This window comes from Streptomyces thermolilacinus SPC6 (genome assembly GCF_000478605.2).
GTDB lineage: Bacteria > Actinomycetota > Actinomycetes > Streptomycetales > Streptomycetaceae > Streptomyces > Streptomyces thermolilacinus.
The window spans coordinates 2,024,966-2,051,504 of record NZ_ASHX02000001.1 but is presented as its reverse complement, the minus strand read 5'-3'; the positions used below and the strand labels follow the sequence as shown (position 1 = coordinate 2,051,504).

At 72.4% G+C, this 26,539-nt stretch carries 24 protein-coding genes, 1 pseudogene and 1 riboswitch; of the genes and pseudogenes, 13 read left to right on the top strand and 12 right to left on the bottom strand.

Translation table 11 applies throughout. The annotated features are described in order from the left end of the window. Positions 1-136: 136 nt before the first annotated feature. From hisN to J116_RS08355, 5 genes are all read right to left on the bottom strand, one after another. On the bottom strand, positions 137-937 hold the full coding sequence (gene hisN / locus J116_RS08375; RefSeq protein WP_023586645.1) for a histidinol-phosphatase: 801 nt from the start codon (positions 935-937) through the stop codon (positions 137-139). Positions 938-1,050: 113 nt separating this feature from the next. Next, entirely contained in the window at positions 1,051-1,374 is a 324-nt protein-coding gene (locus J116_RS08370; RefSeq protein WP_028963833.1) for a DMT family transporter, read from the bottom strand. 110 nt (positions 1,375-1,484) lie between these two features. Continuing rightward, entirely contained in the window at positions 1,485-2,498 is a 1,014-nt protein-coding gene (gene rsgA, locus J116_RS08365) for a ribosome small subunit-dependent GTPase A (RefSeq protein WP_023586643.1), read from the bottom strand. A gap of 5 nt (positions 2,499-2,503) precedes the next feature. Further along, a complete protein-coding gene (gene aroA / locus J116_RS08360; protein WP_023586642.1) occupies positions 2,504-3,850 on the bottom strand; it encodes a 3-phosphoshikimate 1-carboxyvinyltransferase in 1,347 nt (448 codons plus the stop codon). A gap of 27 nt (positions 3,851-3,877) precedes the next feature. Beyond that, a complete protein-coding gene (locus tag J116_RS08355) occupies positions 3,878-4,582 on the bottom strand; it encodes a M50 family metallopeptidase (protein WP_023586641.1) in 705 nt (234 codons plus the stop codon). A gap of 49 nt (positions 4,583-4,631) precedes the next feature. Here J116_RS08355 and J116_RS08350 point away from each other — a divergent pair, with 49 nt between their 5' ends. The 9 genes and pseudogenes from J116_RS08350 (at position 4,632) to J116_RS08310 (ending at position 13,126) form a co-directional block, all read left to right on the top strand. Further along, on the top strand, positions 4,632-5,447 hold the full coding sequence (locus J116_RS08350; protein WP_023586640.1) for an SOS response-associated peptidase: 816 nt from the start codon (positions 4,632-4,634) through the stop codon (positions 5,445-5,447). 52 nt (positions 5,448-5,499) lie between these two features. Next, positions 5,500-6,153: an alpha/beta hydrolase family protein gene (locus J116_RS08345; protein WP_023586639.1), complete on the top strand. Its 654-nt coding sequence runs from the start codon at positions 5,500-5,502 to the stop codon at positions 6,151-6,153. Between the two features lie 311 nt (positions 6,154-6,464). Then, positions 6,465-7,121: a sigma-70 family RNA polymerase sigma factor gene (locus J116_RS08340; RefSeq protein ID WP_028963831.1), complete on the top strand. Its 657-nt coding sequence runs from the start codon at positions 6,465-6,467 to the stop codon at positions 7,119-7,121. After that, positions 7,118-7,417: a mycothiol system anti-sigma-R factor gene (rsrA, locus tag J116_RS08335; protein WP_023586637.1), complete on the top strand. Its 300-nt coding sequence runs from the start codon at positions 7,118-7,120 to the stop codon at positions 7,415-7,417. The genes J116_RS08340 and rsrA overlap by 4 nt, the downstream gene beginning before the upstream one ends. A gap of 211 nt (positions 7,418-7,628) precedes the next feature. Next, a pseudogene (locus J116_RS08330) lies at positions 7,629-8,972 on the top strand (HD-GYP domain-containing protein); the annotation flags it as partial. Between the two features lie 218 nt (positions 8,973-9,190). Further along, the gene (locus tag J116_RS08325; RefSeq protein WP_028963830.1) at positions 9,191-10,414 is read left to right on the top strand and encodes an HD-GYP domain-containing protein; all 1,224 of its coding nucleotides are present in this window, start codon (positions 9,191-9,193) and stop codon (positions 10,412-10,414) included. Between the two features lie 97 nt (positions 10,415-10,511). After that, complete coding sequence (locus J116_RS08320) at positions 10,512-11,492, top strand: tetratricopeptide repeat protein (RefSeq protein ID WP_028963829.1); 981 nt, start codon at positions 10,512-10,514, stop codon at positions 11,490-11,492. A gap of 74 nt (positions 11,493-11,566) precedes the next feature. Then, positions 11,567-12,217, top strand: coding sequence for a peptide deformylase (gene def / locus J116_RS08315; protein ID WP_023586633.1), 651 nt, complete (start codon positions 11,567-11,569; stop codon positions 12,215-12,217). Between the two features lie 171 nt (positions 12,218-12,388). Beyond that, on the top strand, positions 12,389-13,126 hold the full coding sequence (locus tag J116_RS08310) for a D-Ala-D-Ala carboxypeptidase family metallohydrolase (RefSeq protein ID WP_037946574.1): 738 nt from the start codon (positions 12,389-12,391) through the stop codon (positions 13,124-13,126). Between the two features lie 83 nt (positions 13,127-13,209). On the opposite strand, the gene J116_RS08305 is transcribed toward J116_RS08310, so the two are convergent. The 6 genes from J116_RS08305 to J116_RS08280 form a co-directional block, all read right to left on the bottom strand. Further along, positions 13,210-14,226 (bottom strand): ribonucleotide-diphosphate reductase subunit beta, encoded by a 1,017-nt coding sequence (locus tag J116_RS08305; protein WP_023586631.1) that lies wholly within the window; start codon positions 14,224-14,226, stop codon positions 13,210-13,212. Continuing rightward, on the bottom strand, positions 14,226-16,574 hold the full coding sequence (locus J116_RS08300) for a ribonucleoside-diphosphate reductase subunit alpha (RefSeq protein ID WP_023586630.1): 2,349 nt from the start codon (positions 16,572-16,574) through the stop codon (positions 14,226-14,228). The genes J116_RS08305 and J116_RS08300 overlap by 1 nt, the downstream gene beginning before the upstream one ends. A gap of 146 nt (positions 16,575-16,720) precedes the next feature. After that, positions 16,721-16,851: riboswitch (cobalamin riboswitch) on the bottom strand. Between the two features lie 36 nt (positions 16,852-16,887). Beyond that, positions 16,888-17,391: a GNAT family N-acetyltransferase gene (locus tag J116_RS08295; RefSeq protein ID WP_023586629.1), complete on the bottom strand. Its 504-nt coding sequence runs from the start codon at positions 17,389-17,391 to the stop codon at positions 16,888-16,890. Between the two features lie 115 nt (positions 17,392-17,506). Continuing rightward, the gene (gene mctP / locus J116_RS08290; protein WP_023586628.1) at positions 17,507-19,111 is read right to left on the bottom strand and encodes a monocarboxylate uptake permease MctP; all 1,605 of its coding nucleotides are present in this window, start codon (positions 19,109-19,111) and stop codon (positions 17,507-17,509) included. After that, positions 19,108-19,374 (bottom strand): DUF3311 domain-containing protein, encoded by a 267-nt coding sequence (locus J116_RS08285; RefSeq protein ID WP_023586627.1) that lies wholly within the window; start codon positions 19,372-19,374, stop codon positions 19,108-19,110. Before J116_RS08285 ends, mctP begins: the two co-directional genes overlap by 4 nt. Before the next feature lie 161 nt (positions 19,375-19,535). Further along, entirely contained in the window at positions 19,536-20,321 is a 786-nt protein-coding gene (locus J116_RS08280) for a GntR family transcriptional regulator (RefSeq protein WP_023586626.1), read from the bottom strand. Positions 20,322-20,616: 295 nt separating this feature from the next. Between J116_RS08280 and J116_RS08275 the strand changes: the two genes are divergently transcribed. The 4 genes from J116_RS08275 (at position 20,617) to J116_RS08260 (ending at position 25,411) form a co-directional block, all read left to right on the top strand. Next, complete coding sequence (locus tag J116_RS08275; protein ID WP_023586625.1) at positions 20,617-21,897, top strand: extracellular solute-binding protein; 1,281 nt, start codon at positions 20,617-20,619, stop codon at positions 21,895-21,897. 75 nt (positions 21,898-21,972) lie between these two features. Beyond that, positions 21,973-22,977, top strand: coding sequence for a carbohydrate ABC transporter permease (locus tag J116_RS08270; protein ID WP_028963828.1), 1,005 nt, complete (start codon positions 21,973-21,975; stop codon positions 22,975-22,977). Between the two features lie 98 nt (positions 22,978-23,075). After that, entirely contained in the window at positions 23,076-23,879 is an 804-nt protein-coding gene (locus tag J116_RS08265) for a carbohydrate ABC transporter permease (RefSeq protein WP_235617415.1), read from the top strand. 8 nt (positions 23,880-23,887) lie between these two features. After that, the gene (locus J116_RS08260; protein ID WP_023586622.1) at positions 23,888-25,411 is read left to right on the top strand and encodes a glycoside hydrolase family 3 protein; all 1,524 of its coding nucleotides are present in this window, start codon (positions 23,888-23,890) and stop codon (positions 25,409-25,411) included. A 94-nt stretch (positions 25,412-25,505) separates the two neighbouring features. On the opposite strand, the gene nagB is transcribed toward J116_RS08260, so the two are convergent. After that, the gene (gene nagB, locus J116_RS08255; RefSeq protein WP_023586621.1) at positions 25,506-26,291 is read right to left on the bottom strand and encodes a glucosamine-6-phosphate deaminase; all 786 of its coding nucleotides are present in this window, start codon (positions 26,289-26,291) and stop codon (positions 25,506-25,508) included. Between the last annotated feature and the right edge of the window lie 248 nt (positions 26,292-26,539).

The window sequence follows — 26,539 nt, the reverse complement described above, 5'->3', positions numbered from 1 at the left end:
AAGCGCACAAGCGGGGGGAGTCTCAGAGTGGCAGCGGCAGGGGACCCCGGCAAGGGGCCGCGCGGGTGGTCCCCGCGGGCGGTCCCTTGACGGGGTCCCGGCTCCGTACGCGTGGCCCGGCTGTCCGCCCGGGGCCTCAGTCCCGCGCGCCCAGGTACTCCAGCAGCTCCTTGTGGAGCAGCCCGTTGGACGCCGCCGCGTTGCCGCTGTGCGGGCCCTCCCGGCCGTCGAGCCCGGTGAACGTACCGCCCGCCTCCTGGACCACGATCGCGGTCGCCGCCATGTCCCACAGCGACAGCTCGGGCTCGGCGCAGATGTCCACCGAACCCTCCGCGACCATCATGTACGGCCAGAAGTCGCCGTACGCGCGCGTACGCCAGCACGCCCGCGACAGGTCCAGGAAGCCGTCCAGGCGGCCCCGCTCCTCCCAGCCGGTCAGCGACGAGTACGCGAACGACGCGTCCGACAGCTTCGCCACCTTCGACACCTGGATGCGCGACGCGGAGGTGAGGCTGCGTCCGGTGTACGCGCCCAGGCCCTTCGCCGCCCACCAGCGGCGGCCCAGCGCCGGGGCCGACACGACGCCGACCACCGGCTGGTAGCCGCCCTCGCCCGCCTCCATCAGCGCGATCAGCGTCGCCCACACGGGCACGCCCCGCACGTAGTTCTTGGTGCCGTCGATCGGGTCGATCACCCAGCGGCGCGGGCCGGTGCCCTCCACGCCGTACTCCTCGCCGAGGATCGCGTCGCGCGGCCGCGCCCGCTGGAGGTGGCCGCGGATCAGCTCCTCGGCTGCCCGGTCCGCCTCGCTCACCGGCGTCATGTCGGGCTTCGTCTCGACCTTGAGGTCCAGGGCCTTGAACCGGTCCGTCGTGGCGGCGTCGGCGGCGTCCGCGAGTACATGGGCGAGGCGCAGGTCATCGTGGTAATCGGCCATGCGGCCGACTCTATCCCCGCGCGCGGCGGGCCGAGGGGGCGCGCCCGGCGTGCACGGGGCCGACGAGCACGCGGCCCGGTGGGCGGGGGCCCCGCGGCCCGGCGGGGGTGCGCTCAGTGCGAGGAGCCGGAAAGCTGGAGCCCGATCACGCCCACGATCACCAGCGTGATCGAGACGATCTTCAGCGTGGAGACCAGGTCCCCGAGGAACACCATTCCGTAGATCGCCGTGCCCGCCGCGCCGATCCCGGTCCACACCGCGTACGCGGGGCCGATGTCCAGCTTCCGCAGCGACAGGGTCAGCAGCCCGAAGCTGCCCAGCGCGAACGCCGCGAAAGCCACCGTCGGCCACAGCCGCGTGAAGCCGTGCGACAGCTTCAGACAGACCGCGAAGCCCGTCTCCAGAAGGCCGGCGACCACCACCAACAGCCACGCCATCGTCCGTGCCTCCCACGCCATCGCCACCGGCAGGTGACCGGGCCGCCCCTGCGCGCCGCGTCCGGTGCATTATGCCCGCACCAGCCTCAAGCCCGGTCAAATCGGACTTATCAGTCTCCCTCGCGTCGCTCCCGCGTGGCCAGCAGCCGCCGCAGCGAGTAGAGCCGCGCCTTGTCCGCGTGCCCCTCCTCGACCCATGTGTCCAGCGCGCAGTCCGGCTCGTCGTGGCTGCACGCGCGCGGACAGCCCTCCGTGCCCGGCTCCAGGTCGGGGAACGCGTGGATCACCCGGGACGGGTCCACGTGGTTCAGCCCGAACGACCGCACGCCCGGCGTGTCGATCACCCAGCCTCCCCCCGCGCCCGCCAGCGGCAGCGCCAGCGCCGATGTCGTCGTGTGCCGCCCGCGCCCCGTCACCGCGTTCACAAGGCCCGTCGAACGCCGCCGCTCCTCCGGCACCAGGGCGTTGACCAGCGTCGTCTTGCCCACGCCCGAGTGCCCCACGAACGCCGTCGTCCGGCCCGCCAGGTACTCCCGTACCCGGTCGGCCGCGCCCCCGTCGTACAGCTCGTCACGGTTGGTCACCACGTACGGGATGTCCAGCGCGCCGTACAGCGCCAGCACCTTCTCGGGCGGCGCCAGGTCCGACTTGGTCAGCACCAGCAGCGGTTCGAGGCCGCCGTCGAACGCCGCGACCAGGCACCGGTCGATCAGGCGCGGCCGGGGCTCGGGGTCCGCGAGGGCCGTCACGATGGCCAGCTGGTCGGCGTTGGCCACCACCACCCGCTCGTACGGGTCGTCGTCGTCGGCCGTGCGCCGCAGCACCGACGCCCGCTCACCGATCCGCACGATCCGGGCCAGCGTGTCCTTGTTCCCCGACAGGTCGCCGACGAGGGACACCCGGTCGCCGACCACCGCCGCCTTGCGGCCCAGCTCCCTGGCCTTCATCGCCATGACCGTGCGGTCCTCGACGAGGCAGGTGATCCGGCCGCGGTCCACGGTGAGGACCATGCCCTCCGCGGCGTCCTCGTGCTTGGGGCGGATGCTGGTGCGGGGGCGGTTCCCCTTGCGGTTGGGACGGACGCGTACGTCGTCCTCGTCGGCGTTCTTGCCGTAGCGGCGCATGTCGTTCAGGCCTCGATCGCGAGCATTTCGGTCCACATCTGGGGGAAGTCGGGCAGGGTCTTGGCGGTCGTCGCCACGTTCTCGACGCGGACGCCCTCGACGGCGAGGCCGAGCAGCGCGCCCGCCGTCGCCATCCGGTGGTCGTCGTACGTGTGGAAGATCCCGCCGCGCAGCGGGCGGGGGCGGATGTGGAGACCGTCCTCGGTCTCCGTCACATCGCCGCCCAGACCGTTGATCTCCTTGGTGAGCGCCGCCAGCCGGTCGGTCTCGTGGAGGCGCAGATGCGCCACCCCGCGCAGCGTCGAGGGGGAGTCCGCGAGCGCCGCGACGGCCGCGATGCCGGGGGTCAGCTCGCCCACCTCGCCGAGGTCCACATCGATGCCGTGGATCCGACCCGAACCGGTGAACGTGAGACCGGCGTCCGTCAGCTCGCAGGAACCACCCATCTCGGTGAAGATCTCCCGCAGCGCGTCGCCCGGCTGCGTCGTCCGCGCGGGCCAGTCGGGGATCGTGACGCGGCCGCCCGTCACCAGCGCCGCCGCCAGGAACGGCTGCGCGTTCGACAGGTCGGGCTCGATCACCAGGTCACGGCCGAGCAGCGCCGACGGGGACACCCGCCACACGTTGGGCTCGCCGCCCGTCTCCGGCTCGTCCACCTGCGCGCCCACCGCGCGCAGCATGTCCACGGTCATCCGGATGTGCGGCATCGACGGCAGCCGGGGCCCCGTGTGCCGTACCTCCACGCCCTGGTTGAAGCGCGGCGCCGACAGCAGCAGCGCGCTGACGAACTGCGACGACGACGAGGCGTCGATGTCCACCTTGCCGCCGTCCAGGGCGCCCCCGCCGCGCACCGTCATCGGCAGCGCGCCCCGCCCTTCGTCGTCGATCCGGGCGCCCAGCACGCGCAGCGCGTCGATCACGCCGTGCAGCGGACGCTCGTACGATCGGGCGTCGCCGTCGAAGTGGACCGGGCCGTCCGCCAGCGTCGCCACCGGGGGCAGGAAACGCATGACCGTGCCCGCGTTGCCCACGTCCACCGACGCCGGACCGTGCAGCCCCGCCGGGATGACCCGCCACGCCTCGCCGCGCCCGTCCGGGGCGCCCGCCGCGGTCGAGCTGGACGACACGGTCTCCTCGATGCCGACGCCCAGCGCGCGCAGCGCCTCCGCCATCAGCAGCGTGTCCCGCGACCTCAGCGGGCGGCGCAGCCAGCCCGGCTCGGAGGCGAGGGCGGCCAGTACCAGGGCGCGGTTCGTGACCGACTTGGAACCGGGCACGGAAACGGTCGCGTCGACCGCGCCGCTCGCGTACGGGGCGGGCCAGAGGTCAAGGTGCGCGGGGGTATCGGTCATGCCCTTCACTTTAGTGGGCCGGGCAGGTCACAGACCGAGCAGCCAGCGGCCCCCGCCGATCAGCGAGGACAGCGACACGGCGTGGAAGAGGAACACCCACACGGCCGCCGGGGCGTGCGTCAGCCGGGCCAGCTGGTCCGCGTCGGAGTCCGCCGCCTCCCCGCGCCGCCGCTTCGCCTGGAGCTCGAACACCGGCCGCACCCCGCCCAGCAGCAGGAACCACACCGCCGCGTACGCGAACGCCGCCTGCACCTCCGGCTCCGTCAGCCACGACACGAGCAGGAACGCCCCGCCCGTGACCAGGACCGTCAGCACCCCGTACGCGTTGCGGACCATCAGCAGCATCGCGATCAGCAGTGCCGTCGCCACCCACAGCAGCAGCGTGATCCGGTCCGCCGCCAGCAGCCACGCCCCGCCCAGGCCCAGCAGCGAGGGCGCCGTGTAGCCGGCGGCGGCCGTCAGGATCATGCCGAGCCCGGCCGGCCTGCCCCGGCTGACGGTCAGCCCGCTCGTGTCCGAGTGCAGCCGGATAGCCTCGAGGCGCCGCCCGGTCAGCAGCGCCACCAGGCCGTGGCCGCCCTCGTGGGCGATGGTCACCGCGTTCCGCGCCGTCCGCCACAGGGCCCCCGGCACCGTCACCAGCAGCGCCGCCACTGCGGTCACGACCACCAGCCACAGCTCGGGCGCGGGCTGGGTGCCCAGGACATCGTTGAGGATCTTCGTGGTGGCCATCTCGCGAACGGCTCCTGGTACGACTCGGGGACATGGCAGGGTGGGCAGTATGTGCGGACGTTACGCGGCCAGTCGAAAGCCCGAGGACCTCGCCGGGATCTTCGGCATAGAGAAGTGGGAGCCAGAGGAGACTCTGGAGCCCGACTGGAACATCGCCCCGACCAAAGAGGTGTACGCGGTACTCGACCGTCCCTTGAAGGACGCCGCCGCGCCCCGCCCGGTTCGCCAGCTGCGCGCCCTGAAGTGGGGACTCGTGCCGTCCTGGGCGAAGACCCCCGAGGGCGCAGCGCGGATGATCAACGCGCGGGCCGAGACCGTCCACGAGAAGCCCGCCTTCCGCCGGGCCTTCGCCTCCCGCCGCTGCATCCTCCCCGCCGACGGCTACTACGAGTGGGTCACCGGCGACGACGAGCGGCGCCTGGAGGTCGAGGGCAAGAAGAAGCGGCCCCGCAAGCAGCCGTACTTCGTCACCCCCGCCGACGGCTCCGTCTTCGCGATGGCCGGGCTGTACGAGTTCTGGCGCGACCCGACGCTGCCGCCGGACCACCCCGCCGCATGGTGGGCCACCTGCTCGGTGATCACCACCGGGGCCGAGCGCGAGCCCCTCGGTGTCGCCCCCGCCGAAGGCCCCGGCTCGCTGGCCGACATCCACCCCCGGATGCCGCTGATGCTCACCGAGGACCGCTGGGACGCCTGGCTCGACCCGGCCCGCACCGACGTGGACGAGCTGCGCGCCCTCCTCGCCCCGCCGCCCGGCGGCCTCATGCGCGCGTACCCGGTCTCCACCGCCGTCAGCAACGTCCGCAACAACGGGCCCGAGCTGCTCACGGAGCTGGAAGCCCCGGAGGAGAGCACCCTCTTCTGAGTGCCCGGCCGCCGTGCGCGCGCAGCGACGGCCCGCGCGCGAGGATGGCCCCGTGACCAAGCGCGTGACCAAGACCGAGACCATCCCCACCGGCTCCGGCGACGCCCGGATCACCTGGTACGACGCCGGGCCCGCCGCCCGGTTCACCGTCGCCCTCGGCCATGGCGCCGGGGGCGGCGTCGAGGCCCGCGACCTCCAGGCCCTCGCCGCGCACCTGCCGGACGCCGCCGCGGCCACCGTCGCCCTCGTCGAACAGCCCTGGCGGGTCGCCGGGAAGAAGCTGGCGCCCGCCCCGAAGACCCTCGACGCCGCCTGGCGCGACCTGTGGCCCGCCCTGCGCGCGCCCGGCCTGCCCGTGGTCGCCGGAGGCCGCAGCGCCGGGGCCCGCGTCGCCTGCCGCACCGCCCGCGACCTGGAGGCGCACGCGGTGCTCGCCCTGGCGTTCCCGCTGCACCCGCCGGGCAGGCCCGAGAAGTCCCGCGCCGACGAACTGCTGGGCGGCGGCCTGCCCACGCTCGTCGTCCAGGGCGGCAACGACGCGTTCGGGAAGCCCGCCGAGTTCCCGCGCGGCGCCCACCGGGTGGTGGAGGTGCCGTTCGCCGACCACTCCTTCGCCGTGCCCAAGCGGGCCTCCACCACCCAGGAGGACGCCCTGAGGACCGTCACCGAGGGCGTCGCGGAATGGCTCGCGAGCCTTTCGGCGTAACGGCGCCGGACTCCCGTACGACCGGGAAACCGGACCGGGAGCCCGCACCGGGAATGGGGGACCGGGCCCCGCTGTTGTGCTGACCGTCGGTGAACGACATCAGGCCAGGAGAGGGAGTCCGTCGCATGGGTTCGACCATCTGCCCCAACCGGTCGCGCGCCACTGAGCTGGACTGGACGGTGCTGTCCGGGCCCACGACCGGCTCCGGGCGGGCGACGGGCGACAGGAATCGAAGGGGAAGGTCGGCGGACGGTCGACTATTCTCCGATTCGAGCGGGTCCGCACTCGGTCTCGCCGCGGCGCTGGAGGAGGTGGGTCCGGTCACTGGGACCGACAGGGGGGCCGGCGAAGGCCCCGAGGAGACGACCGCCGAGCGCAACGCGCGCTTCGAACGGGACGCCCTCGGCTACCTCGACCAGATGTACTCGGCCGCCCTGCGCATGACGCGCAACCCGGCGGACGCCGAGGACCTGGTGCAGGAGACGTTCGCCAAGGCGTACGGCTCGTTCCACCAGTTCCGCGAGGGCACCAACCTGAAGGCGTGGCTGTACCGCATCCTCACCAACACCTTCATCAACTCGTACCGCAAGAAGCAGCGCGAGCCCCAGCGCAGCGCGGCCGAGGAGATCGAGGACTGGCAGCTCGCCCGCGCCGAGTCGCACATGTCCACCGGTCTGCGGTCGGCCGAGTCCCAGGCGCTGGACCACCTTCCGGACTCCGATGTGAAGGCCGCCCTCCAGGCGATCCCGGAGGAGTTCCGCATCGCCGTCTATCTGGCCGATGTCGAGGGGTTTGCCTACAAGGAGATCGCGGACATCATGGGTACACCCATCGGCACGGTGATGTCGCGACTCCACCGTGGGCGCCGCCAGCTGCGCGGCATGCTCGAGGACTACGCCCGCGAACGCGGGCTGGTTCCCGCGGGCGCCGGAGAGTCCACGAACGATCGGAAAGGCTCGGGCTCATGAGCTGCGGAGAGCCGCACGAGACGGACTGCTCGGAGGTCCTGGACCACCTCTACGAGTTCCTCGACCGCGAGATGCCCGACAGTGACTGCACCAAGTTCGAGACGCACTTCGAGGAGTGCTCGCCCTGCCTGGAGAAGTACGGGCTCGAACAGGCCGTGAAGAAGCTCGTCAAGCGGTGCTGCGGGCATGACGACGTACCGAGCGACCTGCGTGCGAAGGTCATGGGGCGGATCGAGATGATCCGCGCCGGGGAGGCCGTCCCCGGCCCGGACGTCCCGGCCACCGCCCAGGAGTAACAGCACAAGGCACGCGCGCGTACCCGCGCGCACATGACGAAAGGACGGGGCGCCGTCGCGGGACACACCGCGGCAGCGCCCCGTTTCGCGTCTGTTTTCACCCGAAGGTGCTAATCGGTTCCGTCCCGCCGCCCCCGGCGCACCCGCTCGTTAGCCTGCCGGACAGGCGCTCGGTCGGGCGAACGGGAGGCGAACGGAAGGCGGCGGGGTCGTGGCGGGCATTCCGGGAGCGGCGCGCGCGTACATCGCCTGCGCCGCGCTGGGCGCCGCCGCGTGCGCCCTCCCCGCGCTGGGCCCCGCGGCCGCGACCCCGTGGGGCACCGTGGCGCTCCTGGCCGGGCTGTACGCGCTGTGCGAGTGCCCGGCCGGCAGCAGGATCATCGCCGGATCCGGCGGCGCCCCCGCCGGATGCTCCTTCCCCGTCCTCCTCGCCGCCGCGCTGCTGCTGCCGCCTGCCGCCGCCGCGCTCACCGCCGTGCCCGGCGCGCTGCTCTCGCAGGTCGGCGACCGGGTCCCCGCCGCGCCCCGGCGCGTGTGGCGGGCCGGGCAGCTCGCCCTGGCCGTGTGGGCCGCCGCCCATGCCGCCGCGCTCCTCGACGGGCCGGCCGCCGTGGGCCCGGCGCCCGACCTGCCGTACGCGCTGCTGCCCGCGGGCGCGGCCGTCCTGGCGTACTGCGGCGTCCTCACCGCCCTCGACGGCGGGGTCCTCGCCACCGCCGAGCGGGTGCCGCCGCGCACCGCCTGGCGCGGCCTGCTCGGCCGGTCGCTTGCCGCGCACGCCGTGCACGGGCTCGTCGGGCTGATGGCCGCGGTGCTGTGGCGCAGCCCGTACGGACGGCCCGCCGCCCTCCTCGCGCTGCTGCCGATGTACGTCACCTGCTGGGTGTTCGCCCAGTACCACCGCGAGCGCGCCGCGCACCGGGCGACGATCCGGGCGCTCGTCCAGGCCGTGGACCTCAAGGACACGTACACGCGCGGGCACAGCGAACGCGTCGGCCGCGCCTCTGTCATGATCGGCCGGGAACTCGGCATGGACGACGACCGGCTGGAGGTCCTCCGCTTCGCCGGCACCCTCCACGACGTGGGCAAGATCGGCGTCCCCACCCGGGTGCTCCGCAAGGACGGGCCGCTCACCCCCGAGGAGCGGCGGACCGTCGAACTGCACCCGGAGTACGGCCACGAGATGGTGCGCGGCATCGGCTTCCTCGGCGAGGCCCGCGCGGCGATCCTCCACCACCACGAGCGCCTCGACGGCAAGGGCTACCCCTACGGCCTCCAGGGCGCCGAGATCCCGGAGCTGGCGCGGGTCGTCGCGGTGGCCGACGCGTTCGACGCGATGACCTCCACCCGCTCGTACAGCCGCGCCCGGCCGGTGCCCACGGCCCTCGCGGAGCTGGCCCGCTGCGCCGGGAGCCAGTTCGACCCCGCGATGGTCGAGGCGCTGGCCACCGCGCTGACCCGGCACGGCTGGCAGACGTCCGCCACCTCCGGCGAACCGCTGCCCCCGCCCCCGCCCCCGCCCGCCCCGGCGCCCGGGCCCCCGCACGGGCGGGGCGGGCACGTCGGCTGCCCCTTCTGCCCGGCGGACCCGGCGGACCTGGAGGACAGCGGCGCGTACAGGGGCGCGAACGGGGGCGCGGACGACCGGACGGACGCGCCCCGCTCCACCGCCGTGACCGCGCCCGGCACGGTACGCGGGACCGGCACCGTACGCGGGACCGGCACCGTACGCGTGCCGGGCGCCGTACGCGGGCACTCCCCGACGCGGGAGCGGTGAGCGTGCCGACAGCGGTGGCATGGGTGCGGGCGTGCGCCGGGGCGGTCGTCGCGGGGAGCGTCGCCGTCACCCTCGCGGACGGCGTCCACCGGCCCGGTCACGCCCTCGCCTTCGGCCTGCTCGTCGCGCTCGGGGTGCTCGCCCGCCGGCTCGCCGGGCCGCCCGCCGAGCGGGAACCCGCGCCGCTCGGCGCCGCCGGGGCCCTCGCCTACGCCCTCCTGCCCGGCGCCCACGGCGTCGGCCAGATCGTCACCGTCGTCGTGGCGGGCGCGCTCGCCGGGGCCGTCCCGCACATCGCGCGCGGCCGGGGCCCCGACCCGGACCACGTCGCCCGCCGGGTGCTCACCCTCACGTTCGCCGCCGTCTGCGCCCGCCCCCTCCACGCCGTGACCGGCCCCCGGCACGTCGCCGCCCTGCTGCTCGTCCTCGCCCTGACCGCCCTGTGCGACGCCGCCCTGGCCGCCCTCCTCCGGCGCGCCCGCCTCCGGGAGCCGGGCGGCGCCCCCGTACCGTACGGGCCGCTCCTTCGCGACGGGCTGCGGAACCTGCCCGGCGTCGGCTCCGCCGTGTGCGCGTCCGGCGTCGTGCTGGCGCTCGCCGTGACCGTCGCCGGGCTGTGGGCGCTGCCCGTGCTGTGCGTACCGCTGCTCCTCACCCAACTGGCCTTCCGCCGCTGCGCCGCCGTCCGCCGCACCTACCGGCAGACCATCGCCTCCCTGGCCAGGGCCACCGAGGTCGCCGGGTACACCCCGCCGGGCCACGCGCACCGGGTCGCCGCGCTCAGCCTGGCCGTCGGGCGGGACCTGGGCCTCACGGGGGAGGACCTGACCGTCCTGGAGTACGCGGCGCTCATGCACGACATCGGGCAGCTGTCCCTGGTGGACCCGGTCCCCGGGGGCGCCACCGCGCTCCTGCCGGGCGCCGAGCAGCGCCGTATCGCCCTGCTCGGCGGCGCCGTCGTCCGCCAGACCGGTGTGCCCCCGGCCGTCGCCGTGGTCGTGGAGCGGCAGGCCGACCCGTACCGGGAGCAGCCGCTCGCCGCGCGGATCGTCCGGGCGGCCAACGCGTACGACGACCTGTCCGGGGAAACCGCCCAGGGGGCCCTCCGGGCGCTGGAGCACCTCCGCCTCGGGACCGCCCGGGACTACCACCCGGCCGTGGTGGAATCCCTCGTCGGGGTCGTCGCCCGCGGCGGCGTCGAGGGGCCGGTGCCGGGGTAACCCATGGGTAATGAGCGGGCGTGCGACCGGGCATGGTTGGATGCCAACGAGAGGGTGTCCGGGGGCAGTGACCTTCAGCGACCGGCAGGCGGGAATCGTGAGGATCTTCGGGAAGGTACGGCATCGGCCCTCCGCCTCGTGGCGGCAGGCCACCGACCGCGCGTTCACGCTGATCGGGGACGGGCGGTACGAGGACGCGGGGGCGCTCCTGACGCGCGCAGCCGATCTGGAGCCCTGGCTCTCCGAGTCCTGGTTCAACCTGGCGCTGCTGCACAAGTTCCGGCACGACTGGGAGCAGGCCCGCGCGGCCGGGCTCCGCGCGGTCGCCCTGCTGGACAAGGAGACCGGGGCGCCCGACTGGTGGAACGTCGGCATCGCCGCGACGGCCCTCCAGGACTGGCCGCTGGCCCGCCGCGCCTGGCAGGCGTACGGGCTGAAGGTCCCCTCGGGGGACGCCCCGGGCGGGGAGCCGGTCGGCATGGAGCTGGGCAGCGCCGCCGTGCGGCTGTCGCCGGAGGGCGAGGCGGAGGTCGTGTGGGGCCGCAGGCTCGACCCGGCGCGCATCGAGGTGCTGTCGATTCCGCTGCCGTCGTCCGGGCGCCGCTGGGGCGAGGTCGTCCTCCACGACGGGGTGCCCAACGGCGAGCGGACCACCGCCTCGGGCCACAGCTTCCCCGTGTTCGACGAGATCGAGCTGTGGGCGCCGTCGCCCGTACCGACCTGGGTGGTCCTCCTGGAGGCCGCGACCGAGGCCGACCGGGACGCCCTGGAGCGGCTGGCCGCCGACGCCGGGTTCGCCGCCGAGGACTGGTCGTCGTCCGTACGGCTGCTGTGCCGCACCTGCTCCGAGTCGCGGATGCCGAGCGCCGAGGGCGACGGCGAGCACCTGGACCCGCACGACCACAGCGAGCCCGGCCACCCCGGCCCGCTCGGCCACCGCACCGCGGGCGACCTGTGGGTGCCGGAGCGGGAGTGCGGGATCGCCGCGCCCGCCGGGCTCGTACGGGGCCTGCTGGACGGGTGGGTCGCCGACAGCCCGGACAGCCGGGAGTGGCGGGATCTGGAGGAAGTCTGCTGAGGCCCGCCGCACCGGGCCCGTAGGCTGTACGGGCACATCGCAACGGGTACTTCAGGGAAGGCGCGAAACCGGACATGGCGCAGCAGGAGACGGACCAGCAGGGCTACGACGCCCTCCCCGTGGACGACGAGGGCTTCATCGTGGACACGGAGGACTGCGAGGAGCGCGAGCGGGCGTACCGCGAGCGTGGCACGTCGCGTCCGATCACGGTCGTCGGCAACCCCGTGCTGCACAAGGAGTGCAAGGACGTCACCGCGTTCGACGACGAGCTGGCCCGGCTCGTGGACGACATGTTCGCCAGCCAGCGCACCGCCGAGGGCGTCGGCCTCGCCGCCAACCAGATCGGCGTGGACCTGAAGGTCTTCGTCTACGACTGCCCCGACGACGAGGGCGTGCGCCACGTCGGCGTCGTGTGCAACCCGGTCCTGGAGGAGCTGCCCCCGGAGCGGCGCGTCCTGGACGACTCCAACGAGGGCTGCCTGTCCGTCCCCACCGCGTACGCCTCGCTGGCCCGCCCCGACTACGCGGTCGTGCGCGGCCAGGACGTGAAGGGCAACCCGATCAAGGTGCGCGGCACGGGCTACTTCGCCCGCTGCCTCCAGCACGAGACGGACCACCTGTACGGCTACCTGTACATCGACCGCCTGTCGAAGCGCGACCGCAAGGACGCCCTGCGCCAGATGGCCGAGGGCACGCCGCGCTACCCGGTCGTCCCGAACGAGTAGATCTGTCCGCCAGGGCCTCCGGCCACGGGTGCGCCCCGTGCCGGAGGCCCTCGGCGTTTCTTCACCGTTCCGTCATTGGGCGGACAAATGGCGGTCGCGCACAGCCTGTTGACGCGCGTTGAACGTCACGCCAGTCTCTGGCGTACACCGATCTCACAGCAGGGAGACGCAATGCTGAGACGCACGGCACGCCTTCTGTTGTCCATGGTCATGGTCGCCGTCGCCGGGCTCGCCGGGGTCGTCGCGACCGCGGGGCCCGCCCAGGCCGACGACTGCTACACCTGGTCCCGCACCCTGCAGCAGGGTGCGACCGGCTCCGACGTCACCCAGCTCCAGATCCGCGTGGCCGGTTACCCCGGCTACGGCGGGGTCCTCGCCATCGACGGCTCGTACGGCCCCGCGACCACCGCCGCCGTGAAGCGCTTCCAGGCGGCGTACGGGCTGACCGCCGACGGCGTCGCCGGACCGGCCACCTTCAGCAAGATCTACGCGCTCCAGGACAGCGACTGCACCCCGGCCCACTTCAGCTACGCCGAGCTGAACCGCTGCAACTCCACCTGGTCCGGCGGCGCCGTGAGCGCGGCGACCGCCAAGGCCAACGCGCTGCGCACGATGTGGAAGCTGGAGGCGCTGCGGCACGCCCTGGGCGACCAGCCGATCACCGTGACCAGCGGTTTCCGCTCGTACTCCTGCAACAGCGCGGTCGGCGGCTCGTCCAGCAGCCGCCATCTGTACGGTGACGCGGCCGACCTGGGCGCGGGCCCGCACTCGCTGTGCAAGCTGGCCCAGGCCGCCCGCAACCACGGCTTCAACGGGATCCTCGGCCCGGGTTACCCCGACCACAACGACCACACCCACCTCGACCACCGGCCCAGCCGCTTCTGGTCGGCCCCGAGCTGCGGCATCTGACCCGCCCGCCCGGCACGCCGACGGCCCGCACCCCGCCCGCGAGGGAGGGGTGCGGGCCGCCGCACAGCCGGAGGACGGGACCGTCAGAAGTCCTCGTCCAGGTCCACCGAGCCCTCGACGGCCACCTGGTACGCCGACGGGCGGCGCTCGAAGAAGTTCGTCAGCTCCTGCACGCCCTGCAGCTCCATGAACGCGAACGGGTTCTCCGAGCCGAACACCGGGGCGAGGCCCAGGCGCTGGAGGCGCTGGTCGGCGACGCACTCCAGGTAGGCGCGCATCGACTCGGTGTTCATGCCCGGCAGGCCGTCGCCGCACAGGTCGCGGGCGAACTGGAGCTCCGCCTCCACGGCCTCCTTCAGCATGTCCGTGACCTGCTGCCCCAGTTCGTCGTCGAACAGGTCGGGCTCCTCCTTGCGGACCGTGTCGACCACCTCGAAGGCGAAGCTCATGTGCATCGACTCGTCGCGGAACACCCAGTTGGTGCCGGTCGCCAGGCCGTGCAGCAGACCGCGCGAGCGGAACCAGTAGACGTAGGCGAACGCCCCGTAGAAGAAGAGGCCCTCGATGCACGCGGCGAAGCAGATCAGGTTCAGCAGGAACCGGCGCCGGTCGGCCTTGGTCTCCAGCCGGTCCAGCTTCTCCACGGAGTCCATCCACTTGAAGCAGAAGGCGGCCTTCTCGCGGATGGACGGGATGTTCTCGACGGCGGCGAACGCGGCGGCCCGGTCGTCCGGGTCGGGCAGGTAGGTGTCGAGCAGCGTCAGATAGAACTGGACGTGCACGGCCTCCTCGAACAGCTGACGCGACAGGTACAGCCGCGCCTCCGGGGAGTTGATGTGCTTGTACAACGTCAGCACCAGGTTGTTCGCCACGATCGAGTCGCCCGTCGCGAAGAACGCCACGAGCCGCCCGATCAGGTGCTGCTCACCGGGCGTCAGCTTCGCCAGGTCGGCGACGTCCGAGTGGAGGTCCACCTCCTCGACGGTCCAGGTGTTCTTGATGGCGTCCCGGTAGCGCTCGTAGAAGTCCGGGTAGCGCATGGGGCGCAGGGTGAGCTCGAAGCCCGGGTCGAGGAGGTTGGTGTTACGGGTGGTGCTCATTACTGGCAGGCCTCGCAGGACTCGGGGTTCTCAAGGGAGCAGGCGACGGCGTCGGGCTCGGACACCTGCTGGACGGGCACGGGGGTCGCGGACGCGGCGCGGGCGATGCGCGTCGCGGGACGGGAGCGCAGGTAGTACGTGGTCTTCAGGCCCTGCTTCCAGGCGTACGCGTACATCGACGACAGCTTGCCGATGGTGGGCGTCTCCAGGAACAGGTTCAGCGACTGCGACTGGTCCAGGAACGGGGTGCGCGCGGCGGCCATGTCGATCAGGCCGCGCTGCGGGATCTCCCACGCCGTGCGGTACAGCTCGCGCACCTCGGCCGGCACCCAGGTGAAGCCCTGCACCGAGCCGTTCGCCTCGCGCAGCGCCTCGCGGGTCTGCGCGTCCCACACGCCGAGCCTCTTCAGGTCGTCCACCAGGTAGGAGTTGACCTGGAGGAACTCACCCGACAGCGTCTCGCGCTTGAACAGGTTGGACACCTGCGGCTCGATGCACTCGTACACACCCGCGATGGACGCGATCGTCGCGGTCGGCGCGATGGCCAGCAGCAGCGAGTTGCGCATGCCGACCGACGCGATCCGCTCGCGCAGCGCCGCCCACCGCTCCGGCCAGGTCAGCTCCACGTCGTAGTGGTCCGGGTGCAGCACACCGCGCGCCGTGCGGGTCTTGTCCCAGGCGGGCAGCGGGCCGCTGCGCTCGGCGAGGTCGGCCGACGCCTCGTACGCGGCGAGCATGATCCGCTCGGCGATCCGCGTGGACAGGGCGCGCGCCTCCGGCGAGTCGAACGGCAGCCGCAGCTTGAAGAACACGTCCTGGAGGCCCATCGCGCCCAGGCCCACGGGCCGCCAGCGGGCGTTGGACCGGCCGGCCTGCTCGGTCGGGTAGAAGTTGATGTCCACGACCCGGTCGAGGAACGTCACGGCCGTACGGACCGTCTCGTCCAGCCGCTCCCAGTCGATGCCGTCGCCGACGACGAACGCGCCGAGGTTCACCGAGCCCAGGTTGCAGACGGCGGTCTCCCCGTCGTCGGTGACCTCCAGGATCTCGGTGCACAGGTTGGACGAGTGCACCGTGCGGCCCGGCTCGGCGGTCTGGTTGGCGGTGCGGTTCGCGGCGTCCTTGAAGGTCATCCAGCCGTTGCCGGTCTGGGCGAGGGTCCGCATCATCCGGCCGTACAGGTCGCGGGCCGGCATCGTCTTGCGGGCCAGGCCCTTCGCCTCGGCGGCCCGGTACGCGGCGTCGAACGCGTCGCCCCACAGGTCCACCAGCTCGGGCACGTCCGACGGGGAGAACAGCGACCACTCGCCGTCGTCGTTGACGCGCCGCATGAACTCGTCCGGAATCCAGTGCGCCAGGTTCAGGTTGTGGGTGCGGCGGGCGTCCTCGCCGGTGTTGTCGCGGAGCTCCAGGAACTCCTCGATGTCCGCGTGCCACGTCTCCAGGTACACGGCGGCGGCGCCCTTGCGGCGGCCGCCCTGGTTGACCGCGGCCACCGAGGCGTCGAGGGTCTTCAGGAACGGCACGATGCCGTTGGAGTGGCCGTTGGTGCCGCGGATGAGGGAGCCGCGGGCGCGGACGCGGGAGTACGACAGGCCGATGCCGCCCGCGTGCTTCGACAGCCGCGCGACCTGGTGGTACCGGTCGTAGATGGAGTCCAGCTCGTCCTGCGGGGAGTCCAGCAGGTAGCAGGAGGACATCTGCGGGTGGCGGGTGCCCGAGTTGAACAGCGTCGGGGAGGACGGCAGGTAGTCGAGGCGGCTCATCAGCCGGTACAGCGCCTCCACCTCGCCGAGCGCGCGCACCGAGTCGTCCTCGGCCAGACCGGCGGCGACCCGCAGCAGGAAGTGCTGGGGCGTCTCGACCACCTTGCGGGTGATCGGGTGCCGCAGCAGGTAGCGCGAGTACAGCGTCCGCAGCCCGAAGTAGCCGAACCGGTCGTCGCCGTCCTGGTCGATGACCGCGTCCATCCGGTCCGCGTGGAGCGCCACGAACGCGGCCGTGCGGTCCGCGATCAGGCCCTCCCGGTGGCCGACGGCGACCGACGCCGAGAACGACACGGCGCCCTGGCCGGCGGCCTCGTCGGTGATCGTACGGGCCAGCAGGCGGGCGGCGAGCCGGGAGTACGCCGGGTCCTCGGCGATCAGACCGGCCGCCGCCTCGGTGGCGAGCTCCCGCAGCTCCGCCTCGTCCGACCCGGCGTGCCGGCCGCGCAGCGCGGCCGCGGCGACCCGTCCGGGGTCGGCGTCGGGAAGGTCCGCGGTGAGGTCGGTCAGGGTCCGCAGCAGCGCGGTCCCGGGAGCGTCGGTCTCGGTGGCTGAGGCCGGATCCGCTGGCGCGATGGTCACGTGGAGGCTCTCCCTCGCTCGGCTCGGGGCGCACACGGCGGGCGGCGGGGGAGCGGGCGCACCTCGCCCCTGGGCACGGGGGCGTGCGTGACCGCGTCCGCCGGCCCACTCCGCGAGGCCCGGACGTCTGGGCACCCGGGCCGGACGGTCCGAGTGCGCTGTCGGCAGGTCGTCGGACTTGCGGGGTACGCGAAGGGCACACCGGTACACCGTTGCGGGACAGTTCCGGACTCGCACCGGATTCCCCTGCTGCGACAGCGAGGACGAGCATACATGTGGGGGGCGTCCCTTACGGCACCCCCCACATGTTGTGTCAGAGTGTCAGCTCGTACGCGAGGAGGGTCACACCGGGCAGAGGCTGCCAGTCCCGTCGCGGGGCCCTCGCGAAGCCCATCCGGTCGTACAGCCGCCGCGCGGAGGCCGCCGCGGGCAGCACCGACAGGACGAGCCGCAGGCACCCCTCGCGGGCCCGCGCCCGGTCCGCGCAGGCCCGTACGAGCGCCTCGCCCACGCCCCGCCCGCGCGCCGCGCCGGACACGGCGAGGACCCGGAACTCGGCTTCGTCGGGCCCCGCGATGTCCGCCCACGGGGTGCCGCCGCACGGCACGAACGTGACCCCGCCGAGGAGCGTGCCGTCCGGATCGGCGGCGACGAGCACCTCGGCCTCGGCGGCCCGCCGCGCCACGTCCCGCAGCACGTCCAGGTACGGATCGTCGGCCCCGCGCGTCAGCAGCCCGCCCTCCAGGTAGCCCCGGGCGCTGATCTCCCCGAGCGCGTCGTGCTCGTCCGGCTGTATGTGCCTGATGGTGAAGTCCATGGTGAGGCAGTCTGCCGTGCGGAGGGGCCGACCGCTCGCATCCTCGTCGTTGTCGGCACAGAGGGCCCCCGCACCGCCGGGTGCGGGGGCCCTGGGATGGCCGGAGTGCCGTGCCTCAGTGGCCCGTTCCGACCTTGGGCAGCTCGGGGCTGACGCCCGGGTCGCCCGCGTCGGCCGTGTAGTCGGACTCCGCCGTCTCGTCCACGCCGTCCGGCGCCTTGACCGCCCGCAGCACGAACGTCAGGGCGACCGTGACCAGCAGGTTCAGCGCGAACGCGGTGAGGCCGATGTAACCGATCTCACCGATGCCGGGGATCTCCGCCGACGAGCCGCCGAAGTGCTTCTGCGTCGGGCTCGCCACGTTGTACGCGGTCCACGTGCCGTACACCATGCCGACCGCCCAGCCGCCGAGCAGCGCCCAGCGGTGGAACCACCGGGTGAACAGGCCGCCGACCAGCGCGGGGAAGGTCTGGAGGATCCAGATGCCGCCCAGCAGCTGGAAGTTGATGGCGACCGTCTTGTCCATCGTCAGGACGAACGCGAGCGCGCCCACCTTCACCAGCAGCGACACGGCCTTCGACACCTTGGTCTCCTGCTCCGGCGTGGCGTCCGGCTTCAGGAAGTCCTTGTAGATGTTGCGGGTGAAGAGGTTCGCCGCGGCGATGGACATGATCGCGGCGGGGACGAGCGCGCCGATACCGATGGCGGCGAAGGCCACGCCCGCGAACCAGTCGGGGAACATGTTCTCGAACAGCTGGGGGATCGCCAGCTGGCCGTTCTCCACCGTGATCCCGGCGGCGATCGCCATGAACCCGAGCAGCGCCAGCAGGCCCAGCATGACCGAGTACAGGGGCAGGATCGTGGTGTTGCGGCGGATCACGTCACGGCTGCCGGACGACAGCGTCGCCGTGATCGAGTGCGGGTACATGAACAGCGCCAGCGCCGAGCCGAGCGCCAGCGTGGCGTACGTCCAGTGCGCCGCCTCGCCCGGGACGAGCGCCCCCTTGCCCGTGCTGCTGAACTTCTCGCCCGCCGCGCTGAAGATGGCGTCGAAGCCGCCCAGCTTGATCGGGATGTAGATGATGGCGACCGCGATGACCAGGTAGATCAGCGTGTCCTTGACGAACGCGATCAGCGCGGGGGCGCGCAGCCCGGAGGAGTACGTGTACGCGGCGAGCACACCGAACGCGATGAGCAGTGGCAGGTCACGGATGAACCAGTGGGTGGACTCGCCGCCGCCCACGCCCATCACGTCCAGCACGGCCTGGATGCCGACCAGTTGGAGCGCGATGTACGGCATGGTGGCGAGGATGCCGGTGAGGGCGACCGCCAGGGACAGGCCCTTGGAGCCGAACCGGCCGCGCACGAAGTCCGAGGTGGTGACGTATCCGTGCTTGTGCGACACCGACCACAGGCGGGGCAGGAAGGTGAAGATCAGCGGATACACGAGGATCGTGTACGGCACGGCGAAGAAGCCGGCCGCGCCCGCCGCGTAGATGGCCGCGGGGACGGCGACGAAGGTGTACGCCGTGTAGAGGTCACCGCCCAGCAGGAACCAGGTGACCCACGTGCCGAACGAGCGGCCGCCCAGGCCCCATTCGTCGAGGCTGTTCTCGTTCTCGGCCCGGCGCCAGCGCGCGGCCATGAAGCCGAGGACCGTGACGACCAGGAAGAAGAAGATGAAGACGGCGAGCGCGACGCCGTTCACACCGTCGTTCATCGGTCCGCACCACCCTTCCGGGCGGCGGCGCGGGCGCGCTGCTCACGGTGCCACAGCTTGTACGCGACCATCGTCAGTCCCGTGGACACGACGACCCACAGCATCTGGTACCAGTAGAAGAACGGGATCCCGGCGAGCACGGGCTCTGTCCGGGCGTAGGAACTCACCCAGAGCATCGCGACGAACGGGGCGACGAGACAGAGCGTGATCACCACCCTGGCGGGTGTGACGACCGGTTGTTTCCCTTGCGTGACCTCGGACATGGCGAACCGTCCCCTCACTGATCAGCCGAAGATGCGGTGAATCTAGGGGACGGTCCGGCCACAGGGAACCCGTTGTCGGATAACGGTGTGACTGCGGTGACTGCTGTGACGGGAGTGGCTGCCCGGAGTGGGGCGGCCGCCCGCACCCCGGTGGCGCGCGGCTACTCTGACGCCGGCCGCTTCAGGCGCGCCACGAACTTGTAGCGGTCGCCCCGGTACACCGACCGGACCCACTCCACGGGGGCGCCGTTCTCGTCGATGGAGTGGCGGGAGAGCAGCAGCATGGGCAGGCCCACGTCCGTGCCGAGCAGCCCGGCCTCGCGCGGGGTGGCCAGGGAGGTCTCGATGGTTTCCTCCGCCTCGGCCAGCCGCACGTCGTACACCTCGGCGAGCGCCGTGTAGAGGGAGGTGTACTTCACCAGGGAGCGGCGCAGCGCCGGGAAGCGCTTGGCCGACAGGTGCGTCGTCTCGATGGCCATGGGCTCGCCGCTGGCCAGACGCAGGCGCTCGATGCGCAGGACGCGCCCGCCGGCCTGTATGTCGAGGAGCCCCGCGAGGGTGTCGTCCGCGGTGACGTACCCGATGTCCAGCAACTGGGAGGTGGGTTCCAGGCCCTGGGCGCGCATGTCCTCGGTGTACGAGGTGAGCTGGAGCGCCTGGGACACCTTCGGCTTGGCCACGAACGTGCCCTTGCCCTGGATGCGCTCCAAGCGGCCCTCGACGACCAGTTCCTGGAGGGCCTGGCGCACGGTGGTGCGGGAGGTGTCGAACTCGGCGGCGAGGGTGCGCTCCGGCGGCACGGGCGTGCCGGGGGGCATCGTCTCGGTCATCTCCAGCAAGTGGCGCTTGAGCCGGTAGTACTTGGGCACGCGAGCCGTGCGGGTCGCCGTTCCGTTCTCGGACGGGAGTCCGCCAGCGGTCTCCGTACCGCCACTGTCCGTGGCCATGATCTGCCTCTCCGACTCCGTCGCTGCTGCCGTCACCGGCTCCTCCGTCTTTCGCGGCTCACATGGTGGCACGGACCGGTCACGGGTCGTCGCCCCTCCTCAGGTGTCGGTCCGATAACGGACGCAACAGCCCCTCTTATACACCCTTGACACCCCCAAAGGTCTAGGCCAAGCTCCGGGTTACTGGTCTAAACCATTAAAGACCAGGTCCCAGCCCCACGAGCAGTGTTCGTCGTTCGGTCGTACGTATGTCTTCGCGGTGGGCGGGGTTGCAGGCATCCCTGAGGAGGGTGGCGTGAAGCGCAAGCTCATCGCGGCGATCGGCGTCGCGGGCATGATGGTCGGCGTCGTCGCGTGCGGCGGTTCGGACAAGGGCGGGGACGGCAAGGCGGCCGGGGCCAAGGAGCTGCGCGTCTGGCTCACCGTGGACGCGCAGAACAACTGGCCCGAGCTGGTGAAGGCCGCCGACGACGCGATCGCCAAGAAGTACCCGGGCATCAAGATCAAGCACGAGTACTACGGCTGGCCCGACAAGAACACCAAGCTCGACGCCGTCCTGGCCACCGACAAGGCCCCCGACGTGGTCGAGATGGGCAACACCGAGATGATCGGGTACATGGCGAAGGGCGCCTTCGCCGAGGTGGACCCGAAGAAGTTCACCAACTCGGACCAGTGGCTGGACGCCCTCAAGCAGTCCGTCACCTACAACGGCAAGACCTACGGCGTGCCTTACTACGCCGGTGGCCGCGTGGGCACCTGGCGCAAGGACATCGCCGCCGAGGCCGGCGTCAAGACGCCCCCCAAGACCTGGGCCGAGCTGACCTCCGCGCTCGACAAGATCCAGGCCAAGAAGGGCGACAAGTTCAGCGCCTGGTACCAGCCCTCGCCCGACTGGTACGGCGCGATGGCCTTCGTCTACGGGGCCGGCGGCTCCATCGCCAAGCAGGACGGCGAGACCTGGAAGGCGAACCTCTCCTCGCCCGAGTCCATCAAGGGCCTCACCGAGTACAAGAACATCCTCGACAAGTACATGCACGGCGACAAGACGAAGGACGAGTCCGACCGTCCCGTCGTCTTCGGCCAGGGCAACGCCGCCACCATCTTCGGTGCCGGGTGGGAGGGCGCCACCGCCGCCGACCCGAAGAACGACAAGGTCGGCGGGCTGAAGGACAAGCTCGAGAACTTCGTCATGCCCGGCCCGTCCGGCCAGGCACTCCCGGTCTTCCTCGGCGGCTCCGACCTGGCCATCCCGGTCAAGTCGAAGAACCAGGACATCGCGGCCGAGTGGATCGCCGTCTTCACCGGCGCCGAGGGCCAGAAGGGCCTCGCCGCCAAGGGCAACCTGCCCAACAACAAGGTGGACCTGGCTCCGCTGAAGTCGGACCCGGCGACCGCCGTCCCGGCCACCGCCGCCGAGAACAGCTGGTTCGTCCCGACCGCGCCCGGCTGGGGACAGGTCGAGAAGGGCCAGGTCCTCAAGACGATGCTCATCGAGATCGCCAACGGCAAGAAGTCGGTCGAGGCCGCCGCGAAGGACGCGGACGCCGCGATCGACAAGGTCATCAACACCAAGTGACCTGTGGGCGGGGCCCCGTCGCACGGCGGGGTCCCGCTGCCCGTACGCACGAGAGGGATCGCTGAGGAGCACGGGATGAGTGCCGCTGAGACAACCACCGCGAAGGCGCCGCCGGTGCGCCACGCGCCACCGCCCGGCCGGGGTGCCGGACCCACCGACGTGAAGACGGCCGGGAAGCGGACCGGGGGAGGTCCCGGCGCCGGAGTGCCGTGGCTGCTCCTCGCCCCTTGCCTCACCGTCCTCGTCCTCGTGCTCGGCTATCCGCTGGTACGGCTGGTCACCCTCTCCTTCCAGAAGTTCGGCCAGCCCCAGCTGTGGGGCTTCCAGGAGGCCGAGAGCGCCGGCCTGGACAACTTCACCCGCATCCTCGGCGACGGCGAGTTCTGGGCCGTCGTGCTGCGCACGGTGCTCTTCGCCGGCGGCGCCGTGATCCTCACCATGGTCCTCGGCATGCTGATAGCCCTGCTGCTCCAGCGGGTCTCGACCTGGGTGAAGGCGCTCGTCAGCATCGTCCTGGTGGCCAGCTGGGGCATGCCGATCATCGTCGCCACCGCCATCTTCAAGTGGCTGTTCGACGCGGACTACGGCGTCCTCAACTGGCTCCTCGACAAGCTGCCCGGCGTCGAGATGATCGGCCACAACTGGTTCGCCAGCGGCCCCCAGGGCCTCGCCGTCATCATGCTGCTGGTCGTCTGGGGCGCCGTGCCCTTCGTGGTCATCACGCTCAGCGCGGGCCTCACCCAGGTCCCCAAGGAGCTGGAGGAGGCCGCCCGCCTCGACGGCGCGGGCGCCTGGGGCGTCTTCCGCTTCGTCACGCTGCCGATCCTCAAGCCCATCATCGTGATGCTGACGACCCTCTCCGTCATCTGGGACATGGGCGTCTTCCCGCAGGTCTACGTGATGCGCAACGGCCACCCCGAGCCCGAGTTCCAGGTCCTCACCACCTACTCCTTCGACAAGGCGTTCGTGGTCAACGACTACGGCACCGGCTCCGCCATCGCCCTCGTCACGGTCTTCCTGCTGCTCGGCGCGGTCGCCGTCTACATGCGTCAGATGCTCAAGATCGGAGAGGTGGAGTGACCACCAAAGTCGCGGCCGCCCCGGCCGCCGCAGCCCCGGCCGCCCCGGCACCCCAGGCCGCCCCGGCCGCCGCTCCCCGGCGCCGACGTGACGGCAAGATCGGCTGGAACGCGCTCGGCCTCCTCGTCTTCGCCGTCCTCGGCTTCCCCGTCTACTGGATGGTGAACACGGCCTTCAAGCCGGCCAAGGACGCCATCGACCCGGACCCGCACTTCTTCCCCTCCACCTTCACGCTGGAGAACTTCAAGCGCGCCCTGGAGATCGCCGACTTCTGGGGCCCCGTCGGCCGCAGCCTCGTCGTCTCGCTGGTCGTCGTGATCATCGGCATCGCCGTCGGCATGCTCGCCGCGCTCGCCATCTCCCGGTTCGCCTTCCGCGGCCGCAAGATCGTCATCGTCGGCATCCTCGCCGTCCAGATGGTCCCGCTCGTCGCCATGATCATCCCGGTGTTCCTGCTCCTCAACGACCTGGGGCAGTACGACAAGCTCACCGGCCTGGTCATCACCTACCTGACCTTCATCCTCCCGTTCACGGTCTGGACGCTGCGCGGCTTCATCGTGAACATCCCCAAGGAGCTGGAGGAGGCGGCCATGGTCGACGGCTGCACCCGCACCGGCGCCTTCGTCCGCGTCGTCTTCCCGCTGCTCGCGCCGGGCATGGTCGCCACGTCCGTCTACGGCTTCATCCAGGCCTGGAACGAGTACCTGTACGCGCTGATGCTGATGAGCCAGCAGAACCAGACGGCCACCGTCTGGCTCGGCAACTTCATCACGAAGAACGGCACCGAGTACGCCCCGATGATGGCGGGCTCCACCATGATGGCCGTCCCGATCGTGATCCTCTTCCTCCTCGTCCAGCGCAAGATGGCCGCGGGCCTCACGGCCGGCGCAGTGAAGGGATGACCAGTCCCATGACCACACTCGTACGCGGCACGTCCGACACCCTCACCCGGGACGCCCTCACCGTCCTCCAGCCCGGCTTCGTCGGCACCGCCCCGCCGGACTGGCTGCTGCGCCGCATCGGCGACGGGCTGTCCTCGGTCGGCCTCTTCGGCCGCAACATCCACACCCCCGAGCAGCTGGCCGCCCTCACCGCCCGGCTGCGCGCCGAGCGCGAGGACGTCCTCGTCGCCATCGACGAGGAGGGCGGCGACGTCACGCGGCTGGAGGTCCGCACCGGCTCCTCCTTCCCCGGCAACCTCGCGCTCGGCGTCGTGGACGACACGGAGCTGACCCGGGCCGTCGCCCACGAGCTGGGCCGCCGCCTCGCCGACTGCGGCGTGGACCTCAACTGGGCGCCTTCCGCCGACGTCAACTCCAATCCGGACAATCCGGTCATCGGCGTACGGTCCTTCGGCGCCGACCCGGGACTCGCCGCCCGGCACACCGTCGCGTACATCGAGGGCATGCAGTCCGCGGGCGTCGCCGCCTGCGTCAAGCACTTCCCCGGACACGGCGACACGAGCGTCGACTCGCACCTGGCGACGCCCCGCATCGATGTGGACCTGGACACACTGCACGCCCGTGAGCTGGCACCTTTCCGCGCGGCCATCGCGGCGGGTTCCAAATCGGTGATGAGCGCGCATATTCTGCTGCCCGCGCTCGACCCCGACCGCCCCGCCACCCTGAGCCCGCGTGTCCTGACCGGACTGCTGCGTCAGGAGCTGGGATTCGAAGGGCTGATCGTCACCGATGGCATGGAGATGCAGGCCATCGCCTCGACGTACGGCATCGAGCGCGGCTCCGTCCTCGCGATCGCGGCGGGCGCCGACGCCATCTGCGTCGGCGGCGGCCTGGCGGACGAGAAGATCGTACTGAGCCTGCGCGACGCGCTGGTGGAAGCGGTACGAACCGGTGAACTGCCCGAGGAGCGGCTGGCGGACGCGGCGGCGCGGGTGCGCGCCCTCGCGTCCTGGACCCAGGCGCACCGGGCCAGGGGGGCCGGCTCGGAGCCGGGCGCGGCAGTGCAGGAGGGGACCGCGCCCGGCACCGGCATCGGCCTGGTGGCGGCGCGCCGCGCGCTGCGCGTGACGCCGGGGCACGAGCCGTACACGCCGCCGAGCGCGGCGCCGTACGTGGCGTCCTTCGCGCCCGTCGCCAACATCGCCGTCGGCGACGAGACCCCGTGGGGCGTCGCCGCCGAACTGGAGCGGCTCCTGCCGGGCACCAGGACCGGGGCGTACGGCCCCGAGGACGCCGCCGACGACGTGCTGCGGGCGGCGGGGGAGCGCCGGATCGTGGCCGTCGTGCGCGACGCGCACCGTCACGCCTGGATGAGGGAGGCGCTGGACGGGCTGCTCGCCGCCCGCCCCGACACGGTCGTGGTGGAGATGGGCCTGAACCAGGCTCCGCCGCGCGGGGCCCTGCACATCGCCACGCACGGCGCGGCGCGGGTCTGCGGGATCGCGGCGGCGGAGGCCGTCGCGGGGGTGTAGCGGGGGTGTAGCGCCCACGCGCGTACGCGCACACGGGAAGGGGCCGGGCACACATGGTGCCCGGCCCCTTCTTCCGTGCCCTCCGGCGCCGCTACTACAGCCCCTGCCAGGTCGGCTTGTTCGCGTACGTGTGGCGGAAGTAGTCCGCGAGCTTCAGCTTGGAGGCGGCCGCCTCGTCCACGACGACCGTGGCGTGCGGGTGCAGCTGGAGCGCGGAGGCCGGGACCAGGGCGGCCACCGGGCCCTCCACGGTCGCCGCGACCGCGTCCGCCTTGCCCTCGCCGGTGGCCAGGAGCACCAGGTGGCGGGCCTCCAGGATGGTGCCGATGCCCTGCGTGATCACATGGTGCGGCACCTGGTCGATGTCGCCCTCGAAGAACCGGGCGTTGTCGATCCGGGTCTGCTCGGTGAGCGTCTTGATGCGGGTGCGGGAGGCCAGCGACGAGCAGGGCTCGTTGAAGCCGATGTGCCCGTCGGTGCCGATGCCGAGTATCTGGAGGTCCACGCCGCCCGCCTCCGCGAGCGCCCTGTCGTACGCCTCGCAGGCCGCCTGTACGTCATCGGCGGTGCCGTCCGGGCCCAGGAAGGAATCCTCGCGGAGCCCCAGCGGCTCCACGACCTGGCGCAGCACGGTCGAGCGGTACGACTCCGGGTGCCCGGCGGGCAGCCCCACGTACTCGTCGAGCTGGGCGATCCGGGCCCGCGACACGTCCACGGCGCCCGCGCGGACCTTGGCGGTGAGCGCGTCGTAGATGGGCAGCGGCGTCGAGCCGGTGGCCACGCCGAGCAGAGCGTCGGGCTTGCGGCGCAGGAGGTCCGCGATGGCCTCCGCGATGAGCTCGCCGCCTGCCTTGGCGTCCTGGACGATGACAACTTCCACGCTGGGCCTGCCGTTCTGGAAGGAGGGGGAAAGGGAGTCACACGGAAGGTGGTATAGACCAATCTAGCAGAATGCCGTTGTCGCCCCCACGCCTTCGCGTGCCCCGTTCGCGGGCCTCCAGACAGCTCGCGGGGGAGCCGGGCGGGGTCGGCGCGAGCGGTGCGGGCGGGCGTGGTGGCGGGCTCGCCGCGGCGAGGCCGTGGCGGTGGCTCCCGTGCGGCGGGGCGGCTCGCGGTGGCGGCCCGGCG